The sequence below is a fragment of the Salinisphaera dokdonensis CL-ES53 genome, assembly GCF_040361215.1.
Lineage (GTDB): Bacteria > Pseudomonadota > Gammaproteobacteria > Nevskiales > Salinisphaeraceae > Salinisphaera > Salinisphaera dokdonensis.
In genome coordinates, this window is the sequence record NZ_APND01000001.1 from 513,236 (window position 1) to 529,951 (window position 16,716).

Annotated in this window: 18 protein-coding genes; 12 read left to right on the forward strand and 6 right to left on the reverse strand. The window is 63.6% G+C overall.

Annotated features, from left to right (window positions below):
* Window positions 1–5 precede the first annotated feature (5 nt).
* The 4 genes from SADO_RS02345 to SADO_RS02360 are packed head-to-tail and all read left to right on the forward strand — an operon-like array spanning window position 6 to window position 3,282.
* A complete protein-coding gene (locus SADO_RS02345; RefSeq protein WP_353108882.1) occupies window positions 6–338 on the forward strand; it encodes a hypothetical protein in 333 nt (110 codons plus the stop codon).
* Window positions 335–1,975, forward strand: a complete 1,641-nt coding sequence (locus SADO_RS02350; protein ID WP_353108884.1) for a sodium:solute symporter family transporter — start codon at window positions 335–337, stop codon at window positions 1,973–1,975. The genes SADO_RS02345 and SADO_RS02350 overlap by 4 nt, the downstream gene beginning before the upstream one ends.
* Window positions 1,969–2,481, forward strand: a complete 513-nt coding sequence (locus tag SADO_RS02355; protein WP_353108886.1) for a hypothetical protein — start codon at window positions 1,969–1,971, stop codon at window positions 2,479–2,481. The genes SADO_RS02350 and SADO_RS02355 overlap by 7 nt, the downstream gene beginning before the upstream one ends.
* Before the next feature lie 60 nt (window positions 2,482–2,541).
* Window positions 2,542–3,282: a haloacid dehalogenase type II gene (locus tag SADO_RS02360; protein ID WP_353108888.1), complete on the forward strand. Its 741-nt coding sequence runs from the start codon at window positions 2,542–2,544 to the stop codon at window positions 3,280–3,282.
* Here the strand turns inward: SADO_RS02360 and SADO_RS02365 are convergent.
* Complete coding sequence (locus tag SADO_RS02365; protein ID WP_353108890.1) at window positions 3,279–4,154, reverse strand: halocarboxylic acid dehydrogenase DehI family protein; 876 nt, start codon at window positions 4,152–4,154, stop codon at window positions 3,279–3,281. The two genes, SADO_RS02360 and SADO_RS02365, sit on opposite strands and share 4 nt — an antisense overlap.
* 160 nt (window positions 4,155–4,314) lie before the next feature.
* Here SADO_RS02365 and rsgA point away from each other — a divergent pair, with 160 nt between their 5' ends.
* The 4 genes from rsgA (at window position 4,315) to SADO_RS02385 (ending at window position 7,567) form a co-directional block, all read left to right on the forward strand.
* On the forward strand, window positions 4,315–5,427 hold the full coding sequence (gene rsgA / locus SADO_RS02370) for a ribosome small subunit-dependent GTPase A (protein WP_353108891.1): 1,113 nt from the start codon (window positions 4,315–4,317) through the stop codon (window positions 5,425–5,427).
* A gap of 402 nt (window positions 5,428–5,829) precedes the next feature.
* On the forward strand, window positions 5,830–6,519 hold the full coding sequence (locus SADO_RS02375) for a CsgG/HfaB family protein (RefSeq protein ID WP_353108893.1): 690 nt from the start codon (window positions 5,830–5,832) through the stop codon (window positions 6,517–6,519).
* Window positions 6,520–6,521: 2 nt separating this feature from the next.
* A complete protein-coding gene (locus SADO_RS02380; protein WP_353108895.1) occupies window positions 6,522–6,902 on the forward strand; it encodes a DUF4810 domain-containing protein in 381 nt (126 codons plus the stop codon).
* Window positions 6,903–6,904: 2 nt separating this feature from the next.
* Window positions 6,905–7,567, forward strand: coding sequence for a DUF799 domain-containing protein (locus SADO_RS02385; protein WP_353108896.1), 663 nt, complete (start codon window positions 6,905–6,907; stop codon window positions 7,565–7,567).
* A 92-nt stretch (window positions 7,568–7,659) separates the two neighbouring features.
* Here the strand turns inward: SADO_RS02385 and SADO_RS02390 are convergent, their stop codons facing one another.
* Entirely contained in the window at window positions 7,660–8,346 is a 687-nt protein-coding gene (locus tag SADO_RS02390; RefSeq protein ID WP_353108898.1) for a glutathione S-transferase family protein, read from the reverse strand.
* Window positions 8,347–8,547: 201 nt separating this feature from the next.
* Between SADO_RS02390 and SADO_RS02395 the strand changes: the two genes are divergently transcribed.
* Both SADO_RS02395 and SADO_RS02400 read left to right on the forward strand, forming a co-directional pair.
* Window positions 8,548–9,828, forward strand: a complete 1,281-nt coding sequence (locus SADO_RS02395; protein WP_353108900.1) for a cytochrome b/b6 domain-containing protein — start codon at window positions 8,548–8,550, stop codon at window positions 9,826–9,828.
* 101 nt (window positions 9,829–9,929) lie between these two features.
* Window positions 9,930–10,418 carry a hypothetical protein gene (locus SADO_RS02400; RefSeq protein WP_353108902.1) on the forward strand — a complete coding sequence of 163 codons (489 nt, stop codon included), beginning with the start codon at window positions 9,930–9,932 and terminating at the stop codon, window positions 10,416–10,418.
* An 89-nt stretch (window positions 10,419–10,507) separates the two neighbouring features.
* On the opposite strand, the gene SADO_RS02405 is transcribed toward SADO_RS02400, so the two are convergent.
* Both SADO_RS02405 and SADO_RS02410 read right to left on the reverse strand, forming a co-directional pair.
* Window positions 10,508–11,605: an acyl-CoA dehydrogenase family protein gene (locus SADO_RS02405; RefSeq protein WP_353108904.1), complete on the reverse strand. Its 1,098-nt coding sequence runs from the start codon at window positions 11,603–11,605 to the stop codon at window positions 10,508–10,510.
* Between the two features lie 12 nt (window positions 11,606–11,617).
* Window positions 11,618–12,805: an acyl-CoA dehydrogenase family protein gene (locus tag SADO_RS02410; RefSeq protein WP_353108905.1), complete on the reverse strand. Its 1,188-nt coding sequence runs from the start codon at window positions 12,803–12,805 to the stop codon at window positions 11,618–11,620.
* 214 nt (window positions 12,806–13,019) lie between these two features.
* On the opposite strand from SADO_RS02410, the gene SADO_RS02415 reads away from it, so the two are divergent.
* The gene (locus SADO_RS02415) at window positions 13,020–13,808 is read left to right on the forward strand and encodes a thioesterase family protein (protein ID WP_353108907.1); all 789 of its coding nucleotides are present in this window, start codon (window positions 13,020–13,022) and stop codon (window positions 13,806–13,808) included.
* Window positions 13,809–13,835: 27 nt separating this feature from the next.
* On the opposite strand, the gene SADO_RS02420 is transcribed toward SADO_RS02415, so the two are convergent.
* Window positions 13,836–14,207: a DUF2784 domain-containing protein gene (locus SADO_RS02420; RefSeq protein ID WP_353108909.1), complete on the reverse strand. Its 372-nt coding sequence runs from the start codon at window positions 14,205–14,207 to the stop codon at window positions 13,836–13,838.
* Between the two features lie 179 nt (window positions 14,208–14,386).
* Here SADO_RS02420 and SADO_RS02425 point away from each other — a divergent pair, with 179 nt between their 5' ends.
* The gene (locus SADO_RS02425; RefSeq protein WP_353108910.1) at window positions 14,387–15,394 is read left to right on the forward strand and encodes an NADP-dependent oxidoreductase; all 1,008 of its coding nucleotides are present in this window, start codon (window positions 14,387–14,389) and stop codon (window positions 15,392–15,394) included.
* A 60-nt stretch (window positions 15,395–15,454) separates the two neighbouring features.
* On the opposite strand, the gene SADO_RS02430 is transcribed toward SADO_RS02425, so the two are convergent.
* On the reverse strand, window positions 15,455–16,663 hold the full coding sequence (locus tag SADO_RS02430) for a di-heme oxidoredictase family protein (RefSeq protein WP_353108911.1): 1,209 nt from the start codon (window positions 16,661–16,663) through the stop codon (window positions 15,455–15,457).
* Window positions 16,664–16,716: the final 53 nt, after the last annotated feature.

The following is a 16,716-nucleotide window of genomic DNA, read 5'->3' on the forward strand; positions in this document are numbered from 1 at the left end:
GCTGTATGGGTGCATACAAAAAAGAAGCGGTGATGACCGTAGGGTTTTTCGTCGCCTACCTGCTCATGGCGCATACCGCGCCCTGGGCGATTCTGCTGGGCATCGATGACTCGGTGCGGATGTTCGGTTACCCCGTGCACTACTTCATCGCGATATTCCTCGGTTGGTTCGGAGTGCTGGCGGTATCGATCGCCTGGAACATATGCGCCGATCGTCTCGAGGAGGAAATCGAGCGGGAAAACGATGCGGCCACCGCCGACAACCGCTGCGGCCGACCCGCGACGACTGGTTATGCGGAACGTGACACCCAGGATTCCTCCACCGGGCGCGCGCAATGAACGAAATCGTCTGGCAACTCGATAATCTCTGGCTCGGCATCGGCGTGACCGTTGCCGTGTTTTTCCTGTATTACGCCGTCGCGTTCTACTCGCGCTCAAGCACCGAAAACACCGCTGATCTCTATGTCGCGGGGCGCTCGATCGGGCCGGTTATGAACTCCCTCGCAGCTGCGGCCACATGGATGAGCGTGGCCACTTTTCTGGGTGTGGTCGGCCTGATTCAGCAATTGCACATGCCTTTCGTCTACATGTGGATCCAATTGATCCTGAGCGTGCCGCTGCTGGTGCTGTTTTACGGCGCCATGCTCTGGCGGCTGGGCATGTTCACATCGGTATCGTTCGTGCGCGTGCGCTACGGCCAGCCGGCAGCTTACCTGGCGGCCGTATGGATGCTTCTGATCATGCTCATGTACATGATTGGCCAGTTCGTGGGTGTCGCCAAGGTATTCGAGGTGCTGCTCGGCCTGCCCTACATGCCCTCACTGATCATCTCGGCGCTCGTGATCACGGGCTATATCACGATCGGCGGTATGAAGGGGGCGACCTACAACGACGCTATCCAGATGGTGGTCATGTTGCTGGCGCTACTGGTGCCGCTCGCGGCCATTCTCAAGGCACTGGGTGCGACCGCCTACGCGTTCCCGCCACTGGGCTACGGCAACATGACCGACGTCATGCTGGCCGAGTTCCCCGACTTCTTCAGCCTGAAATACGACCCGCGTTTCTACCTTGCCCTGTTCGTGGCCCTGACGCTCGGCGTGCTCGGCCTGCCGCAGCTCGCACAACGCGTGCTGACCTCGGCAAGCCTCAAGGCCGCACGGCGCGTCGTGCCCTGGTTCTGTCTATGGGTCGGCCTGGCATTCTCGGCCACCTACGCGATGGGCTTCGCGGGCGTCTACCACTTCGCGACGCTCGGCCAGGAACTGCCGCCGGACGCCGCCGACAAGACCACCCTGCTGCTCAATCTGGCCTATAACCCGGAATGGGTGAGTGCATTCGTGATCGCCGGCGTTCTGGCGGCCGGTGTCTCGACTATCGCCGGGCTCATGATCGGCGTGGCCACGATTATCGCGCACGATATCCTGGGCATGCTCAAGCCGCAGCTGGACGACCGCAAGCGGCTTCGCTGGGGCTATATCGGGCTGGCCGGCACCGGCATCGTTTCACTGCTCATCTCCCTGAATCCCCCCGCGTTTCTCATAGTCTCGATCTTCTGGGCATTTGGGCTGTGCGCGAGCGCCATCACGCCGATGCTCGTGCTCGGGGCCTGGTCGACACGCATCAATCAGGTCGGCGCCTTTACTGGCAGCATCGGCGCGGGGCTGGTCTATATCGTGGTCTCGCCCTATGTGTTTTCAGGCGTGGCGGTCGGTGCCGGCATCAGCGCGAAGCTCGGCTTTGCAGCGGCACTTATCACTGTGCCGCTTGGCTTCATCCTGACCGTCGCTGTCTCGATCGGCTATGAAAAGATCGCCGGGCCCGGATATCGCGACGTGATCGCACGAGCCCATGAACTCGTCGAAGGCATGCACGGCTGGCGACAGATCTCCGGTCTGCGCTATGCCGGATCGACCTGGCTTTGGATCCTGTGCGCGCTATGGGTACCGGTACTCGTCTGGGGCTTGGCGCCATGGTAATTCGTTCGCTGGCCCTACCCAGATATATCGCCGGCGCGGGCATTCTGGGTCTTGCCCTGGTCTGGAGTCTGGCCAATGCCTGGCGGCACGCTGACGTGATCCAGGCTGCCGACGTGTCTCTCGCACAGGCCCTTCTGCTGGTGTCTGTCGGCGGCACGTTGACGGTCTGCGGCGTCTGGGTCGGTGTCGGCGCGGTGACTTGGACGATGGCGCGGGCCGTGGGCGCGCGCATTCGATTCCGTGCCGCACTGCTCGCGGTTTCGGCAGCAACACCGCCGTTATGGCTGGCACTGCCGGCCACCCTGATCGCAACCGACCAGAACAGCGTGCTGGCGCAGCGTCTGCCCGCTGCGTTGCTCGCATTGGTCTGCGCAGGCGTTTTTCTTCGACTGCTCGTCAACACGTTGCACGCGGCCAGCGACTTTCAATCGTGGCAGCGCGTCTGGGGCTGTGTCGCTCTCGCCGGGCTGTTCTGCGTCAGCTTTCTATCGCTTTCACTCTTCTAGCCGCAGGCCGGCGAGGCGCCAAGAGCACCCTTTTTTGTCACTCCACACCAGGAAAACAGCATGAGCACGTTTGTCTTCGATGCCTACGGCACGCTCTATGACGTCAATTCGGTCGCCGAAGCGACAGAGCAGGCCTTCCCCGGCCACGGTGAAACGATCACCCAGGTCTGGCGCCTGAAGCAGCTCGAATACACCTGGTTGCGCACGCTGATGGATCGTTATGTGAATTTCTGGGAAGTCACCCGCGAGTCCCTTGTCTATACGCTCGACAGCCTGGGCTTGTCCTGCGAGCCGGCGACCTTCGACCATATTCTCGATCGCTATCTGCACCTGAGCCCTTACCCCGATGCACTAGGCGCACTCGAAGCACTCCGGGCACAAGGTCATACGTTGGCTATCCTGTCCAACGGCAGCCAGGAAATGCTTGATCGTCTGGTCGCCAATACGGGCTTGAAGCACGCGCTCGACGCCGTAATCAGCATCGACCCGAACAGACGCTTCAAACCCAGCCACAGCGCCTACGAACTGGTCGGCGACACGATCGGTGCAACCACGGATGACGTGGTCTTTGTTTCCTGCAATCCGTTCGATGTATGCGGCGCGAAGGGCTTCGGCTTCAAAGTTGCCTGGATCGAACGCGTACCGCCGCAGATGATGCGGGATGAAGTACGTGCAGCATCGGTTGTCGGCCCGGGCACGATGTTCCGGCTATTGCGCATGCAGATGGACACGCTCGATTTCCGTCCGGATTTCACCATCGAAACACTGACCGGACTCACCGATCTGCAAACCGCCGGCTAGACCAGGCTGAACCTTGACCGACGCGCTGCGGCGGGGCCGTCCACCATCGTCTTGATCACGGTCACATCCAGTAGCAGGTCGGGGATGATCCGGTAACGGAACACCGCCAGGACGGCGCGGATATCGTTGCGCACGCGCGCATCCAGCGTGACGGCGTCGGCCGGCAGAAACGTCTTGGCGAGCGTCTCACCGAGTTCGATCACCGACTGTTTGCGCGCGGTGTAGGCCGGCGCTGTCACATGAGTTCGTACGCCGGCCCAGGCCGTATTTAGAAAATCCGGAAAATGGGCGAGGCCACGGTAATAGCTGGCGACCCCCGGATGCTGATGCGTATCGCGAATATCATCGAAGATGCGGCGCACGGCATCGTCTACCTGCGCCGGGTCGACAAAGCTCAGCACGCGCGTGCCCTCGGCAACGCCGTCGACCGTGCGCGGCGAAAGCGCTGTCGCACGCCCAGGGCGCGCGCCGCCCAGCTGCAGATCCAGACACGTCGCGACCAGCAGCAGCTTGGGCAGCACATAGTGAATCGAATCGGTGAAATCGAGCACGGCCTGCCGGTCGTCCGGCGCCAGCTTGTCGTTCGCGATCGACTTGACCGTGATATCCGGCACCGCAGCAGCACGCAGCCGGTCGGCCGCCTGTTCGAATTCCAGCGTGCGCAGATTGGGCGCAAGTCCGCGCCAGGCCGGCTCGAAATAGGCTGGAAAATTCGCGAGCATGCGAAATATGAAATTGACGAACGGCACCCGCAGCGTCTGCTCGATATCGTCGTAGAGCGGGCGCAGCTGCGCGCCCGCCTTGTCGACGGTAAGATCGGCAAGCTGCGGCACGCGCGCCATGCCGTCGGCTACACGCTGTTCCAGACTCATACGCTTTTCCGGTGGGCGATTCGGATTCGCCAGTGTTGCATGACCAGACCGCGGGCGCTTCGCAAACACGGGCAGTTAACGAAGAACGCCAACGTACGTACCAACACGTCGGCGGCACCAATCGTTAGAATTCGCGGATGAACAAAGTTGCGACCCAGATTTGACGCCCGACTATCCCGCGCTGCGCGCCATCGGTTGGCCTCACGAAGGCGCGCCGGCGGACAGCAACTGGGCCGAATTGATGGCGGCCCACGCCGCGGCGCGGCCCGCGCGCGTGGTCGAACAGCACCGCAGCGGCTATATCGTGGCCGAGAACATCGAAACGAGTTACGCCGTCGAGTCCCTGCCCGACTGGCAACGCCCCCGGCTGCCCTCGGACCAGCGCCCGGCCGTTGGCGACTGGCTTCTGGTTACCGGCGGCCCCGATGGCAACGCACAGGCCGCTGCCCTGCTGCCACGGCGCACGACGATCAAGCGCAGCAGCGCCGGCAAGCACTACGGCCAGCAACTCATCGCCGCGAATATCGATATCGTGTTCATCGTCTGTAGCCTCGACGGCGACTTCAATCCACGCCGGATCGAGCGCTACCTGCTGCTGGTGCGCGGCGGCGCGCGCCCGGTGGTCGTGCTGACAAAAACAGATATCGCCGCCGAACGCGATCCGAGCGGAGTGGACGATACTCGCGCCGCCGTAGCCGAGCTGGAGGCACAGGACGTCGCCGTCTGTAACGTCAACGCCACCGATGCCGCCAGCGTCGCGCAACTGCGGGCCTGGCTCGGCCCTGGCACGACCGCCGTGCTGGTCGGCAGCTCCGGCGTAGGCAAGTCCACGCTGACCAATACGCTGCTCGGCGAACAACGCATGAAGACCGGCGCCGTGCGCGCGACCGACGCACGCGGGCGTCACACAACGACGCACCGCGCTCTGATACCGCTGGCGTCCGGAGCCTGCCTGATCGACACGCCCGGCATGCGCGAGCTGAAGCCGACCGGCGAAGAGGATCTGGCCGAAGACGGTTTTGCCGACGTCGAAGCGCTCGCTACAGAGTGCCGTTTCCGCGATTGCCGACACGCCAGCGAACCGGGCTGTGCGGTACGCGCCGCCATCGACGCGGGCACGCTCGAGCCCGGACGTTTTGCCAACTATCAGAAGCTGCGCGACGAGATCGCCGGTGCCGCGGGTCAACTCGCAACTCAGACCGCGCGCCAGAGTGCGGCAAAGAAACACCCCGGCACGACCAGAAAACCGCCCGCGAAACCGCGCCGGCGCTGAACCGGCAACGCCGCTCGTGCCTTGCGTCGCAGCCTGGCTGCATCAACCCCTCTGACGGTGCGCAAAAGCCGTTGCCGAATCCGGACTGGCGCGTAACGCTGACGGTGTAACGCGCGTTTCTGCCGCGGCGCCGGACGCGCGCTTCGTAAGCAACAAAATTTCGCGCCTGGCGGCATCACTTGTCCGGTAATGGATGCGCTATCCCCTCGACGCGCCGCCTCGCTCATGCCGCTTGCCTGGCGAATACAGGGAATGCTTATATTTTCCTCGGGGGATGTGCAGGCCGACCTTGCCGGGTCGGCAACGCTGCACAACGGGGAAAACACAGGCGGGCCGGCTCGCACGGCCGACGGGAATCAGGCAACCCATCCGGTACCGCCCTACCGCTACAGGTCAAAAACAATGAATCAGTCGATTTCGGCACGGGCCACGCGCGCCTGTCTTTTGTTCGGGGTCAGCGTGCTGTTGCTGGCTGGCTGCGCCACCGAGTCACACCGCAGCGTGCAGGCCGAAACGGTCAGTAGCTACGGCACCGCCTACAACGGCCCGCGTTATGTACTGGTCGTCGGCAACTTCCAGAATCGGTCGACCTATCGACAGGGCCTGTTCAGCGACGGCACCGATCGGCTGGGCAGCCAGGCCAAGACCATTCTCAAGACCCATCTGCAGCAGACCAATCGCTTCTCGGTGGTGGACCGCGACAACATGCGCCAGATCGCCGAAGAGGCCACGATCCGCGGGCAGAAACAGAACCTCAAGGGTGCCGAAGTTGCGATCAGCGGCGACGTGACCGAGTTCGGCCGCAAGACCACCGGCGACATGCAGCTGTTCGGCATCCTCGGCGCCGGCAAGACCCAGGTCGCCTACGCCAAGGTGGCGCTGAACGTGGTCGACGTGAACACCTCCGAAATCATCTATTCGGTCCAGGGTGCCGGTGAGTATCAGCTGAGCAATCGCCAGGTCGCCGGCTTTGGCGGTACCGCCGGCTATGACGCCACGCTCAACGGCAAGGTGCTCAACTTCGCGATCACCGAAGCCGTGAACAAGCTCACTGGCGGCATGGAGAACGGCGCCTGGTCGCCGGCCCGCTGATCATGCGCGTAGCAATCCAACCCACACGCAGCGCTTGCATCGCCGCGCTGCTTATTCTCGCCCTGCTGTCGGGCTGCGCGGCCCAGCAGACGCAGCCGCTGTATCGCTGGGGCGAGTACGAAAGCCTCGTCTACAAGATGTACAAGAAACCCGGCGAAGCCGAACCGGGGCTGCAGGTGCAGAAACTCTCGGCAGATATCGAACGCACCATCGCCGAAGGCAAGCGCGTTCCGCCGGGCGTGCATGCCCAGCTGGGCTACATGCAGTTCCTGCAGGGCAACGACGGCGCCGCGGCGGAAGAGTTCGCCACCGAGCGCCGGCTATATCCGGAATCGGTGACCTTCATGAACACTTTCATCGAGCGCCTCGAGGCCGGGAGCTGAGCATGCGATATCAACCTTTGGCGACGATCACCCTGCTCCTCGCCGTGCTGCTGGTCAGCGGCTGTGCAACCGCGCCGGGCTACGACTACAGCGCCTATCGCGCCGACCCGCCGCGTTCGATTCTCGTGCTGCCGCCGATCAACAACACGGTCGAGGTCGACGCGCCTTATGTGTATATCTCGACGGTGACCCGGCCGCTGGCCGAGGCGGGCTATTACGTCTATCCCGTAGCGGTGGTCGACGCCTTCATGAAGGAAAACGGCCTGCCCGATCCGGCCGAGATGCAGTCGGTACCGCTCGACAAGATCGACGACATAATCGGGCCGGACGCGGTGCTCTACACGACCATCGAGCAGTGGGGGCAGAAATATCGGGTGCTTTCGTCGGACACGACCGTCGAGGTCAAGGCACGACTCATCGATACCGATACGGGTGTGCTGCTCTGGGATGGCTCCGCCCATGCCGTGGAAGGCTCCGGCAACGGCCAGGGTGGCCTGCTGGCCGCGGTGATCGTGGCCTTGGTGGATCAGATCGTGGATACGACCGCCGATCGCAGCCACGAAGTGGCAAGACAGGCCAATTTCAACATGGTGAGCAACAGCCAGACCGGCCTGCCGCTCGGGCCCTACAATCCCGAGCACGTCACCGACCCGCGGCGCCAATAGACAGGGCAGATCCCGCGCCGTCACGACACACGTTGCCGTGACTGTGGGAAACCGGACCGCCGGGCTTTCTGGGCCGACGGTCCGGGATCAGGTTACGACGCCTTGTTCTGCGGGAACATGTGGCGCCGCGCGTCCTCGTCCATCTCGGTCTTGAACGCATGCTTCTGCTTGAGTTCACCGGCGCGCTGGGCGGCCGGACGAGCGCTGATCTCGTCGAACAGGCGCTTGGCGTTCGGGAATTCGTCCCAGGCGTTTTCGCCCAGCACGAACGGCACCGGGCCGGCCCAGCCCCAGACCGCCATGTCGACGATGGTGTAGGTATCGCCGCACATGTATTTGCGGTCGGCCAGATGGGCGTCGATCAGGCCCCAGTGGCGCCGCGCCTCGAAGTCGTAGCGGTTGATCGCATAATCCAGCTTCTCCGGCGCAAAGTGCTTGAAGTGCACGGCCTGGCCGGCGTATGGACCGATCCCGGTGCCCACCAGCATCAACCACGACAGCATCTCGGCGCGTACGACCGCGTTATCCTCGGGCAGGAACTGGCCGGTCTTGTCGGCGAGATAAAGCAGGATCGCGGTGCTGTCGAACACCGTCGCGCCGGTGTCGGTATCCACAATCGCGGGCGTCTTGGCGTTCGGATTGATCTTGAGATACTCAGGGTCGAACTGTTCGCCCTTGCGCGTATCCACCGGCATCAGCTCGTAGTCGAGGCCTGATTCCTCGAGGAACAGCGCAATCTTCGCGGGATTGGGAGATGGGTGATAATAGAATTTGATCATTTGGCACTCCGGCTGGCCAAGTTGAATCGATTGGGCAAAAAAACCGTGTTCGACAATACATGAGTGATCACTCAACGCAAGCGCCGCCACCGATGATGGAATGCATTACCTCGCGCCCCGTTTAAGCATGCAATGCGCGCGCAACGGCTCAAAATGGGCGCATCATGCCCAACCCGGCGTCACTTGAACCGGGATCAGACCATGTCCAGCTCCAGCCCGCGCTATACCGTTGTCGCCATTCTGCTGCACTGGATGATCGCCTTCGCGATCCTCGCCAATCTCGGCCTCGGCTGGTGGATGCACGGCGCTATCGAGCACAGCGCAACCCGCTCGACCGCGGTCGCCGTATTCCAGATCCACAAGTCGATCGGGCTGACGGTTCTGTTGCTGAGCGTTATACGTCTGGGCTGGCGACTCGGCCATCCGCCGCCCGCACTGCCGGGCGGAATGTCCGGCCTGGAGCGCTTCGGGGCACGGACCACGCATGGTCTGTTCTATGGCCTGATGATCGCGATACCGCTGAGCGGCTGGGTCTACGTCTCGACCCAATGGCGCGGCGACACGCCTTTGCAAGTCCCCACCCTCTGGTTCGGACTGTTCGAGGTGCCCCATCTGTTCGGCCTCGACCAGGCATCGAACGCCCTGCGCGAACAATGGGCGGGCTGGAGCTTCGATACCCACTGGGCCCTGGCCTGGAGCATGGCGGGGCTGCTCGCGCTGCATGTGGCGGCCGCGCTCAAGCATCAGTTCGTGAATCGCGACGGCGTGCTGGCCCGCATGATTCCGGCGCTCGCGCGGAATCCGGAACGCAGTCCGCAGCGCACCTTCGCATTCCGGATTGGCGGCGCGGCCATAGCGGCGACCGTCTTGGCGATCATCGCGCTGCTATGGCAGCCCGTACCGATACCCCGCGGGGAGCGCTCGACCGCCGCACCGCCAGCCACACCGGCCTCAACGTCCGGCGACTCTCCGACAGCCGAGGCCACGACCGATGCTTGGGTGCTGGATCGCGCAGCAAGCGCTATAGAATTCTCGGGCAGCCAGGGTGGTAGCGTATTCGAAGGCCGCTTCGAACGCTGGACCGTCGATATTAGTCTCGATCCCGAGAATATCGAGGAAGCCCGGATCGAGGCGCAAATAGAAACAGCGTCTGCGACCGACGGGAACACCCTGCACGATCGCACTCTGGCCGAGAGCGAATGGTTCGACCCGGACACGTATCCGTACGCGCGCTATCGCAGCACCGAGATCGAGCCACTCGCCGAGGGCGGTTATCGAATCGCGGGCGTGCTCACCATCAAGAACAACGACATCCCCGTGCCGAGCCTGCGCCTGACGTTGAACGGCGACACCGCGACCATTCGTGGCCAAACCGTAGTCGACCGGGCCGCGGCGGATCTGGGCATGTCGTCCGATCCAGAAGGCGAATGGGTTTCACGACAGATCGAAGTCCACGTCAATGCAGTGCTAAGCCGGCCCTGATCGAACGTTGAGCTATCGCGCTCAGCGATAGCCAGCACTGGAACATATGACCGCACCGGGGTAGATTCGAAAGCACAACAAGAACGGCGTCAGGACAGACCATGTTTCACCACAGGATCGTGACCACACTGGGCCTCGCGATAATGGGCAGCATGACTTGCACCGCACTGGCAGACGACCACGAAGGCGTCGAGGCGGATGCGTCTGCCATGACCCAGACCGAAGGCCAGGCTTCGACCACCGGTGACGTCGTCACCTCGCTCGCCGACAAGTTCGCAGAACTCGACAGGAATGGCGACGGCCTGCTCAGCCAGACCGAAGCCGAGTCCGACCCGACCGTCGGCGCCGCCTACGAATCGTTCGATACCACCGGCACGATCGAGGACAGCGCACAGAACGCGCGGCCCGGCGGTCTCACCGTGGAGCAGTTCGAAGCCGGCATGCAGGCCGCTGCAAGTAGCGGTGCGATCGGCCCACCCGTGTCCGGCGGCGAGACCTACAAGGTCTATCCCGACGGCACCATGGAACGGGTCAAGGGCACGGGCGTCGACGCGCAGGGCAAGCTGCAACCCGCACGACCAAACAAGTAGCCGCGCCGCCCGGCAGCGCGCCATGAAAGCGACGCGGGTCGTTTAACGGCCCGCGCCGCGGTTCACAGCATCATCGTGGGCAACGCCGGCTAGTAGCCTTTAGCCTGTGCGAAACGTTCCGTGCAGAAGTTGGCATCGCCCAGCAGTTCGCTGGCCGCCCGTGCCCGCTTCATGAAGAAGCCGATATCGAACTCGTCGGTCATCCCCATGCCGCCATGCATCTGCACGCCTTCGGCTGCAGCCAGGCGAGCCGTATCTGCCGCGCGGGCCTTGGCTGCCAGGATCTGCTGGGTGGCGTCGGCTGCGCCGGCGTCGAACGCTGCCAGCGCCTGAAAGGCCATCGCTTCACTGATCTCGATCTCCACCGACAGATGCGCCGCGCGATGCTGCAACGCCTGGAAAGCACCAATCCGCAGGCCGAACTGCTTGCGCTCGGTGAGATAGGTCAGCGTGCGCTCGAACACCGCACGCGACAGCCCCACCAGTTCCATTGCCAGCATCGCGCGGCCGGCGTTCAGTACGTCGTCGAACGCGTTGTCGTTCGCATCGAGGCGTTGAGCCTTGGCGTTGTCGAAACGTACGTTGGCCATGCTGCGGGTATCGATGGATGTGACCGCATTGACCGTAACGCCCGAATCCGCGGCTTCGACGGCAAACAGAGCAGGCTTGCCGTCGTGCATGGCACTGACCACGAAAAGCCCTGCGTTCGGGCCATCGACAACGAGCGTCTTCTCGCCGCTGATCGTGACGGCATCGCCCTCGGCATTGGCCTGGGTGGCGACGCGCTCGGGCCGGTGCTTGCCGGTCTCGTCGATCGCCAAGGCCACGATGAGACTGCCTTCGGCGATGGGGCCCAGCCATTGTTTCTGCTGCTCGGCATGTCCCGCACGACCGATCGCGATCGCGCCGAGTACGGCGGTCGACAGAAACGGCGTCAACGCGAGCCGGCGGCCGGTCTCGCGTGCGACGAGCCCGGCACTGACCAGGCCGAAGTCCATGCCGCCATGCGCTTCGGGCACGAGAATGCCGGTGAGACCGGATTCGACCATCGCCTGCCAGAGTGCGGTGTCGTAGTCGGCGTCATGGCGGCCGCCACGAATCGCGCGCAGGGTATCGACGCTGGCCTTGTCGGCGAATAGACGCTCGGAAAGGTCCGCGAGCATCTGCTGTTCTTCATTCAAAATCATTGGGATGCCTCGTTAACCTTTGGGGAGTTCGAGCACGGCCGAGGAGATGATGCCAAGCATGATCTCCGAGGTGCCGCCTTCAATCGAGTTGCCTTTGGAACGCAACCATTCGCGGGCATAGCGCCCGCCGCCGGTCTGTTCACTCTCCCATTCCAGGCCGAGCCCGCCCATGGCATCCATCATCAGGTTGTAGCGACGCTTGTTCAGTTCGGTGCCGTAGTACTTGAGCATCGCCGAACGCGCGCCCACGCCCTCGCCGGCCTCGGCTTTGGCGCGGGTCTGTTCGACCAGAGCGCGAAACGCCATGGCATCGATTTCGAGACGCGCGATATCGGCGCGCAGCATCGGATCGTCCAGACGGCCCTGGTCATCGGCGCCCACCGCTTCGAGCGCCATCTGGGCCAGATCGCGGCCCTTGAGCAGGCCCGGCGGCTCGCCGCCGATGTTGTCGCGCTCATGGGTGAGCAGGTACTTGGCGATCGTCCAACCCTGATTCATCTCGCCGACGAGATTGGCGCGCGGCACGCGCACGTCGTCGAAGAAGGTTTCACAGAACGGCGACTCGCCGGAAATGAGCTGGATCGGTCGGGTCGAAACGCCGGGTGTGTCCATGTCCAGGAGGATGAACGAGATGCCGGCCTGCTTCTTGGCGTCCGGATCGGTGCGGACCAGACAGAACATCTTGTCGGCGCGATCCGCGTAGGACGTCCAGATCTTGCGGCCGTTGACCACGAAGTTGTCGCCGTCGATCTCGGCCGAGGTCTTCAGGCTGGCCAGATCGGAGCCGGCGTTGGGCTCGGAATAACCCTGACACCAGCGGATCTCGCCGCGGGCGATCTCCGGCAGGTGTTCGCGTTTCTGTTCCTCGGAGCCGAACTTGAGCAACGCCGGGCCCAGCATCCAGAAACCGAAGTTGCTGACCGGGCTGCGGGCGTTGATGCGGTTCATTTCGGACTTGAACACGTCGTGCTCGTCCGCGCTCATGCCGCCACCGCCATACTCTTTCGGCCAGGCCGGTGCGGTCCAGCCTTTTCCGACCATGCGGTCGAACCAGACCCGTTGAGCGTCCGACGAGAATTCCCACTTGCGTCCGCCCCAGACGTGTTCAGCATCCGATGCCAGGGGCTGGCGCATCTCCTCGGGACAATTGTCTTCCAGCCAGGTACGAACCTCGGCTCGGAACTCCTCCAAATCGCTCATGCATCACCTGCGTATTTTTATTTGTGAAATCGCGTTTCGACGGCGAGTATCTTTGGCTCGCGTGAGCGACGTCAAGCATATATCGCACGAAATCGAACGATCGTTCGGCAACAACTCAGCCATCCGGAAGCATGCACTGACCACGCCGTCGCCTGAAAATCCGTGGCAGGATGCGCACCGAATCAGCCGGCACACGGACGACAGGAGTAGCCCCATGACGACCACCACGGCACAAAGTGTATTCATTCGTGAGGGCGAAACCTTCGTGCCGACCGGCTTGTCGCGCGGCCCCTGGGACGAGAACGCGCAGCACGGTGGTGCACCGGCCGCGCTGCTGGCCCATGTCGCACAGCAGTCTGCCGGCGAGGAGTTCTTCCTCGCCCGGCTCACCTTCGAGCTGTCTCGCCCGGTGCCGATCGCAGCGCTCACCGTGCGTGCCGAAGCCAGCAAAGGCCGCACGGCACGGCGCGTCAATCTCACCCTCGAGCACAACGGCCAGACGATCGGCCGTGCAATCGCGCTCATGCTGCGTGAACAACCGGTCATGGTGCCGGCCGCGACCGAACAACGGCTCGAACCCGCGCCCGGTCAATGCGACGAGCGCTTTGCGACGCCCGGCATGCCCAGTGGCGAGTTCTTTCATCACGAAACCATGGATATCCGGGTGGCGCATGGCAGCACGCACGTCCCCGGACGCGCGGCGGCATGGCTTCGCCTGCGCTACCCGATGATCGACGGGGTCGAAACCACACCGACGATGCGCGCCGCAGCGGCCGCGGATTTCGGCAACGGGCTGAGCTGGGTTCTACCGTTCGACGAGTATCTGTTCACCAATACCGATCTGACTGTCTATCTTCATCGTGCGCCGATCGGCGAATGGATCGGCCTGGACGCCGAAACCATCGCGCAGCCGAATGGCGTAGGCCTGAGTACATCTACGCTGTATGACAGCGAAGGCCGGATCGGCGTAGCGCATCAGAATCTGCTGATCCGGGCCCGCTGACTTCAGCTTGGACCGCCACTCGGCACGTCAGGCCACTCTGCGACGCCGCCGATAGAGCACGATCGCGTATATCGCGAGATTGAACCCAATCACCAAGACGCCCAGCGCGACTTGTCCGGAACGCGTGAGCGCTTCCGGGTAGATCAACGGCACTAGATAGTGGTCGATGAAACTGCCGTTGTAGCCCTGCTCGCCCGCAGCTCTTCTTAGCTGCTGCTCCAGCGGCGTGAGCGGACAGATCCGCCCGGCCAGCGATACATAGACGCCCCAGCACAACGCCGGCAGATGCAGCGCCGCAATCCACGCACGCCAGGCGACCGCCACCGCGCCGAGCGCGACCCACAGGATGAAGCACAGATGCACGACCAGGACCGCGTCGGCTGCCAGTGCATGAATCATCACCCGTCTCCCTGTTCGCTTGTCATGAGCTATCGCGGCACCGCGCCAGCGTAGCGTGATCTCGCGACGACCATAACGGGCGTCGCGCCACGGTGAACGATCGTTCGATTTCGCTTGCCGTGCCCCGCCGGAGCTTCTAAGGTGCTCCCACGAAATACCGTTCAACAAGGCGTATTGCCATGAGCCAAGCAGATCAGAATCGCCAGTTCCGTCTGGCCAAGCGTCCCGAGGGACTTCCCAAGACGAGCGACTGGGACTTCGTCACCGAAGCCGTCGCTGACCCCGGCGCCGACGAGATCCTGGTGGCCGTCGAATATATTTCGCTGGACCCGGCGATGCGCGGCTGGATGAATGCCGGTCGTTCGTACATCAAGCCCGTCGAGATCGGTGAAGTGATGCGCGCAGGCACCGTCGGCACGGTGCTGAAATCCAACCACTCGGATTTCGCCGAGGGCGACAAGGTCAGCGGCAACTTCGGCGTGCAGACCCATGCGGTCGTCGCCGGCAAGGAAGCGCGCAAGGTGGATACGTCCATCGCGCCGCTGCCCTCGTATCTGGGCGTGCTGGGCATGCCGGGCATGACGGCCTATTTCGGCCTGCTCGACGTAGGTGGCGCAAAGGACGGCGACACGGTCGTCGTATCGGCCGCGTCGGGCGCGGTCGGCGCGTTGGTCGGCCAGATCGCCAAGCTCAAAGGCTGCCGGGTGGTCGGCATCGCCGGCGGCGCAGAGAAATGCAGCTATGTCGTCGACGAGCTCGGCTTCGACGCCGCCATCGATTACAAGAACGAAAGCGTCTACAAGGGCATGAAGCAGCACTGCCCGGACGGCATCGACGTGTTCTTCGACAACGTCGGCGGCGAGATCCTGGATTCCGCGCTCGCCAATCTCGCCTTCAAGGGTCGCGTGGTGATCTGCGGCGCCATCTCGCAGTACAACGCCACCGAGGGCATGTACGCGCCCAAGAACTACATGTCGCTGCTGGTCAACCGGGCCCGCATGGAAGGCTTCGTGGTCTTCGACTACGCCAGCCGCTATGGCGAGGGCGCCCAGGCGATGGCCGGCTGGTTGAGCGACGGCAAGCTCAAGCACAAGGAAGACATCGTGGAAGGCTTCGAGAATTTTCCCGATACGCTGCTGAAACTGTTCAACGGCAGCAATTTCGGCAAGCTCGTGCTCAAGGTCTAGCGCTAGCCAACGACGGGCACGGCCTCCTCCAGGCCGCGCCGGTCACCTTTTAGCGCTGGATCAAAGCGACTCCAGAAAGCGCACCAGGGCGCGCTTGTCCGCAACGGGCAAGTCATTGAACTGTGATCGCGTACCGGCCGCCTCGCCGCCGTGCAGTTCAATCGCCCGGACGAAGTCGCGCCCCGCCCGGCCATCGTGCATCAACGGTTTGGCCATGCCACCGATACCCCACAGCGGTGTCGTTCGCCATTCGCGACTCGTACCCAGCCCCTCAGGCGCACCGTCGGCAAGGGCCTCGCCCATGTCGTGCAGCAGCAGGTCCGAATAGAGCGGCACGTCGCGATACGACAAGGCAGCGACGGTATTGCCGTCGGTCTCGAGCGTGGGGGTATGACAGCTGGCGCAGCCAATATCCGAAAAAACGGTTTCGCCGCGTTCCACCGCAGGCGTTATCGGGCCACGCGGTGGTGGTGCCAGAAAACGCATGTAGTCGACGACCTCGCGGACCTCCGCCAGCGATACCGCTGTACCACTGAACGGCGTGCAGTCGCGGGGCGCGAATGTACCCTGCGGCCGCACTGGCAGGAAGAACAGCGGGTGCGGCGTGGCGATCCCCATTTCGGTGCGGTAGGCGCCTTGCGTGAAGCTCGGGATGTCGGCGACGAAGCCGCGCGCGCCAAACCGCCCCACTAGCCGGCCCAGACTGCCGAGATCATTGATACCGCCCGGGAAAAGCAGGCCGGCGCGGCCCGTGACGCTCGGATCCGCGCCGCGGCCGTTCACATCCGGATGGCGATCGGCCGACGCATAGCCGTTCTCGATCAGCGTCGAATCCGGGATCGCTTCGATCAGCCCGAGCCCGAATAACGGCGGCGTGACCCGCACGGTTTTCGCCAATGTGCTCTCGGGCGCGGTTTCGGGCGCCACGTCACAGCCGGGCACCTGGTCGGGAAACTCGTCCGCGACCGAGCGGCTCTGGATATGCGGACTGCCGCTCGCCTGGGTGACCAACCCGGCAGCGAAGTTCAGCGACAGCGGCGTGCGGAATCGGGTGATCGTGATCGTATCGTGAGCCCCGCCGGTGGCCGGCTGGGCGTGACACTCGGCACAGCTCTGAGCATTGAATACGGCACCGAGGCCGGTACGCGGCGTGAACACGCGCTCGAACGCCGCCTTGCCTGCCTGAAACCGGGCCCGCTGTTCGTCGGTCAGGTCCGGCAAGGGGGCACCGAAGCCTTCCCGCGTCTGCGGCGGGCTGGTTCGCGGCACGGGCTCGGCCTCGGACCACGCGGTCTGGCTGGCAGATATCAATAGAACGACGA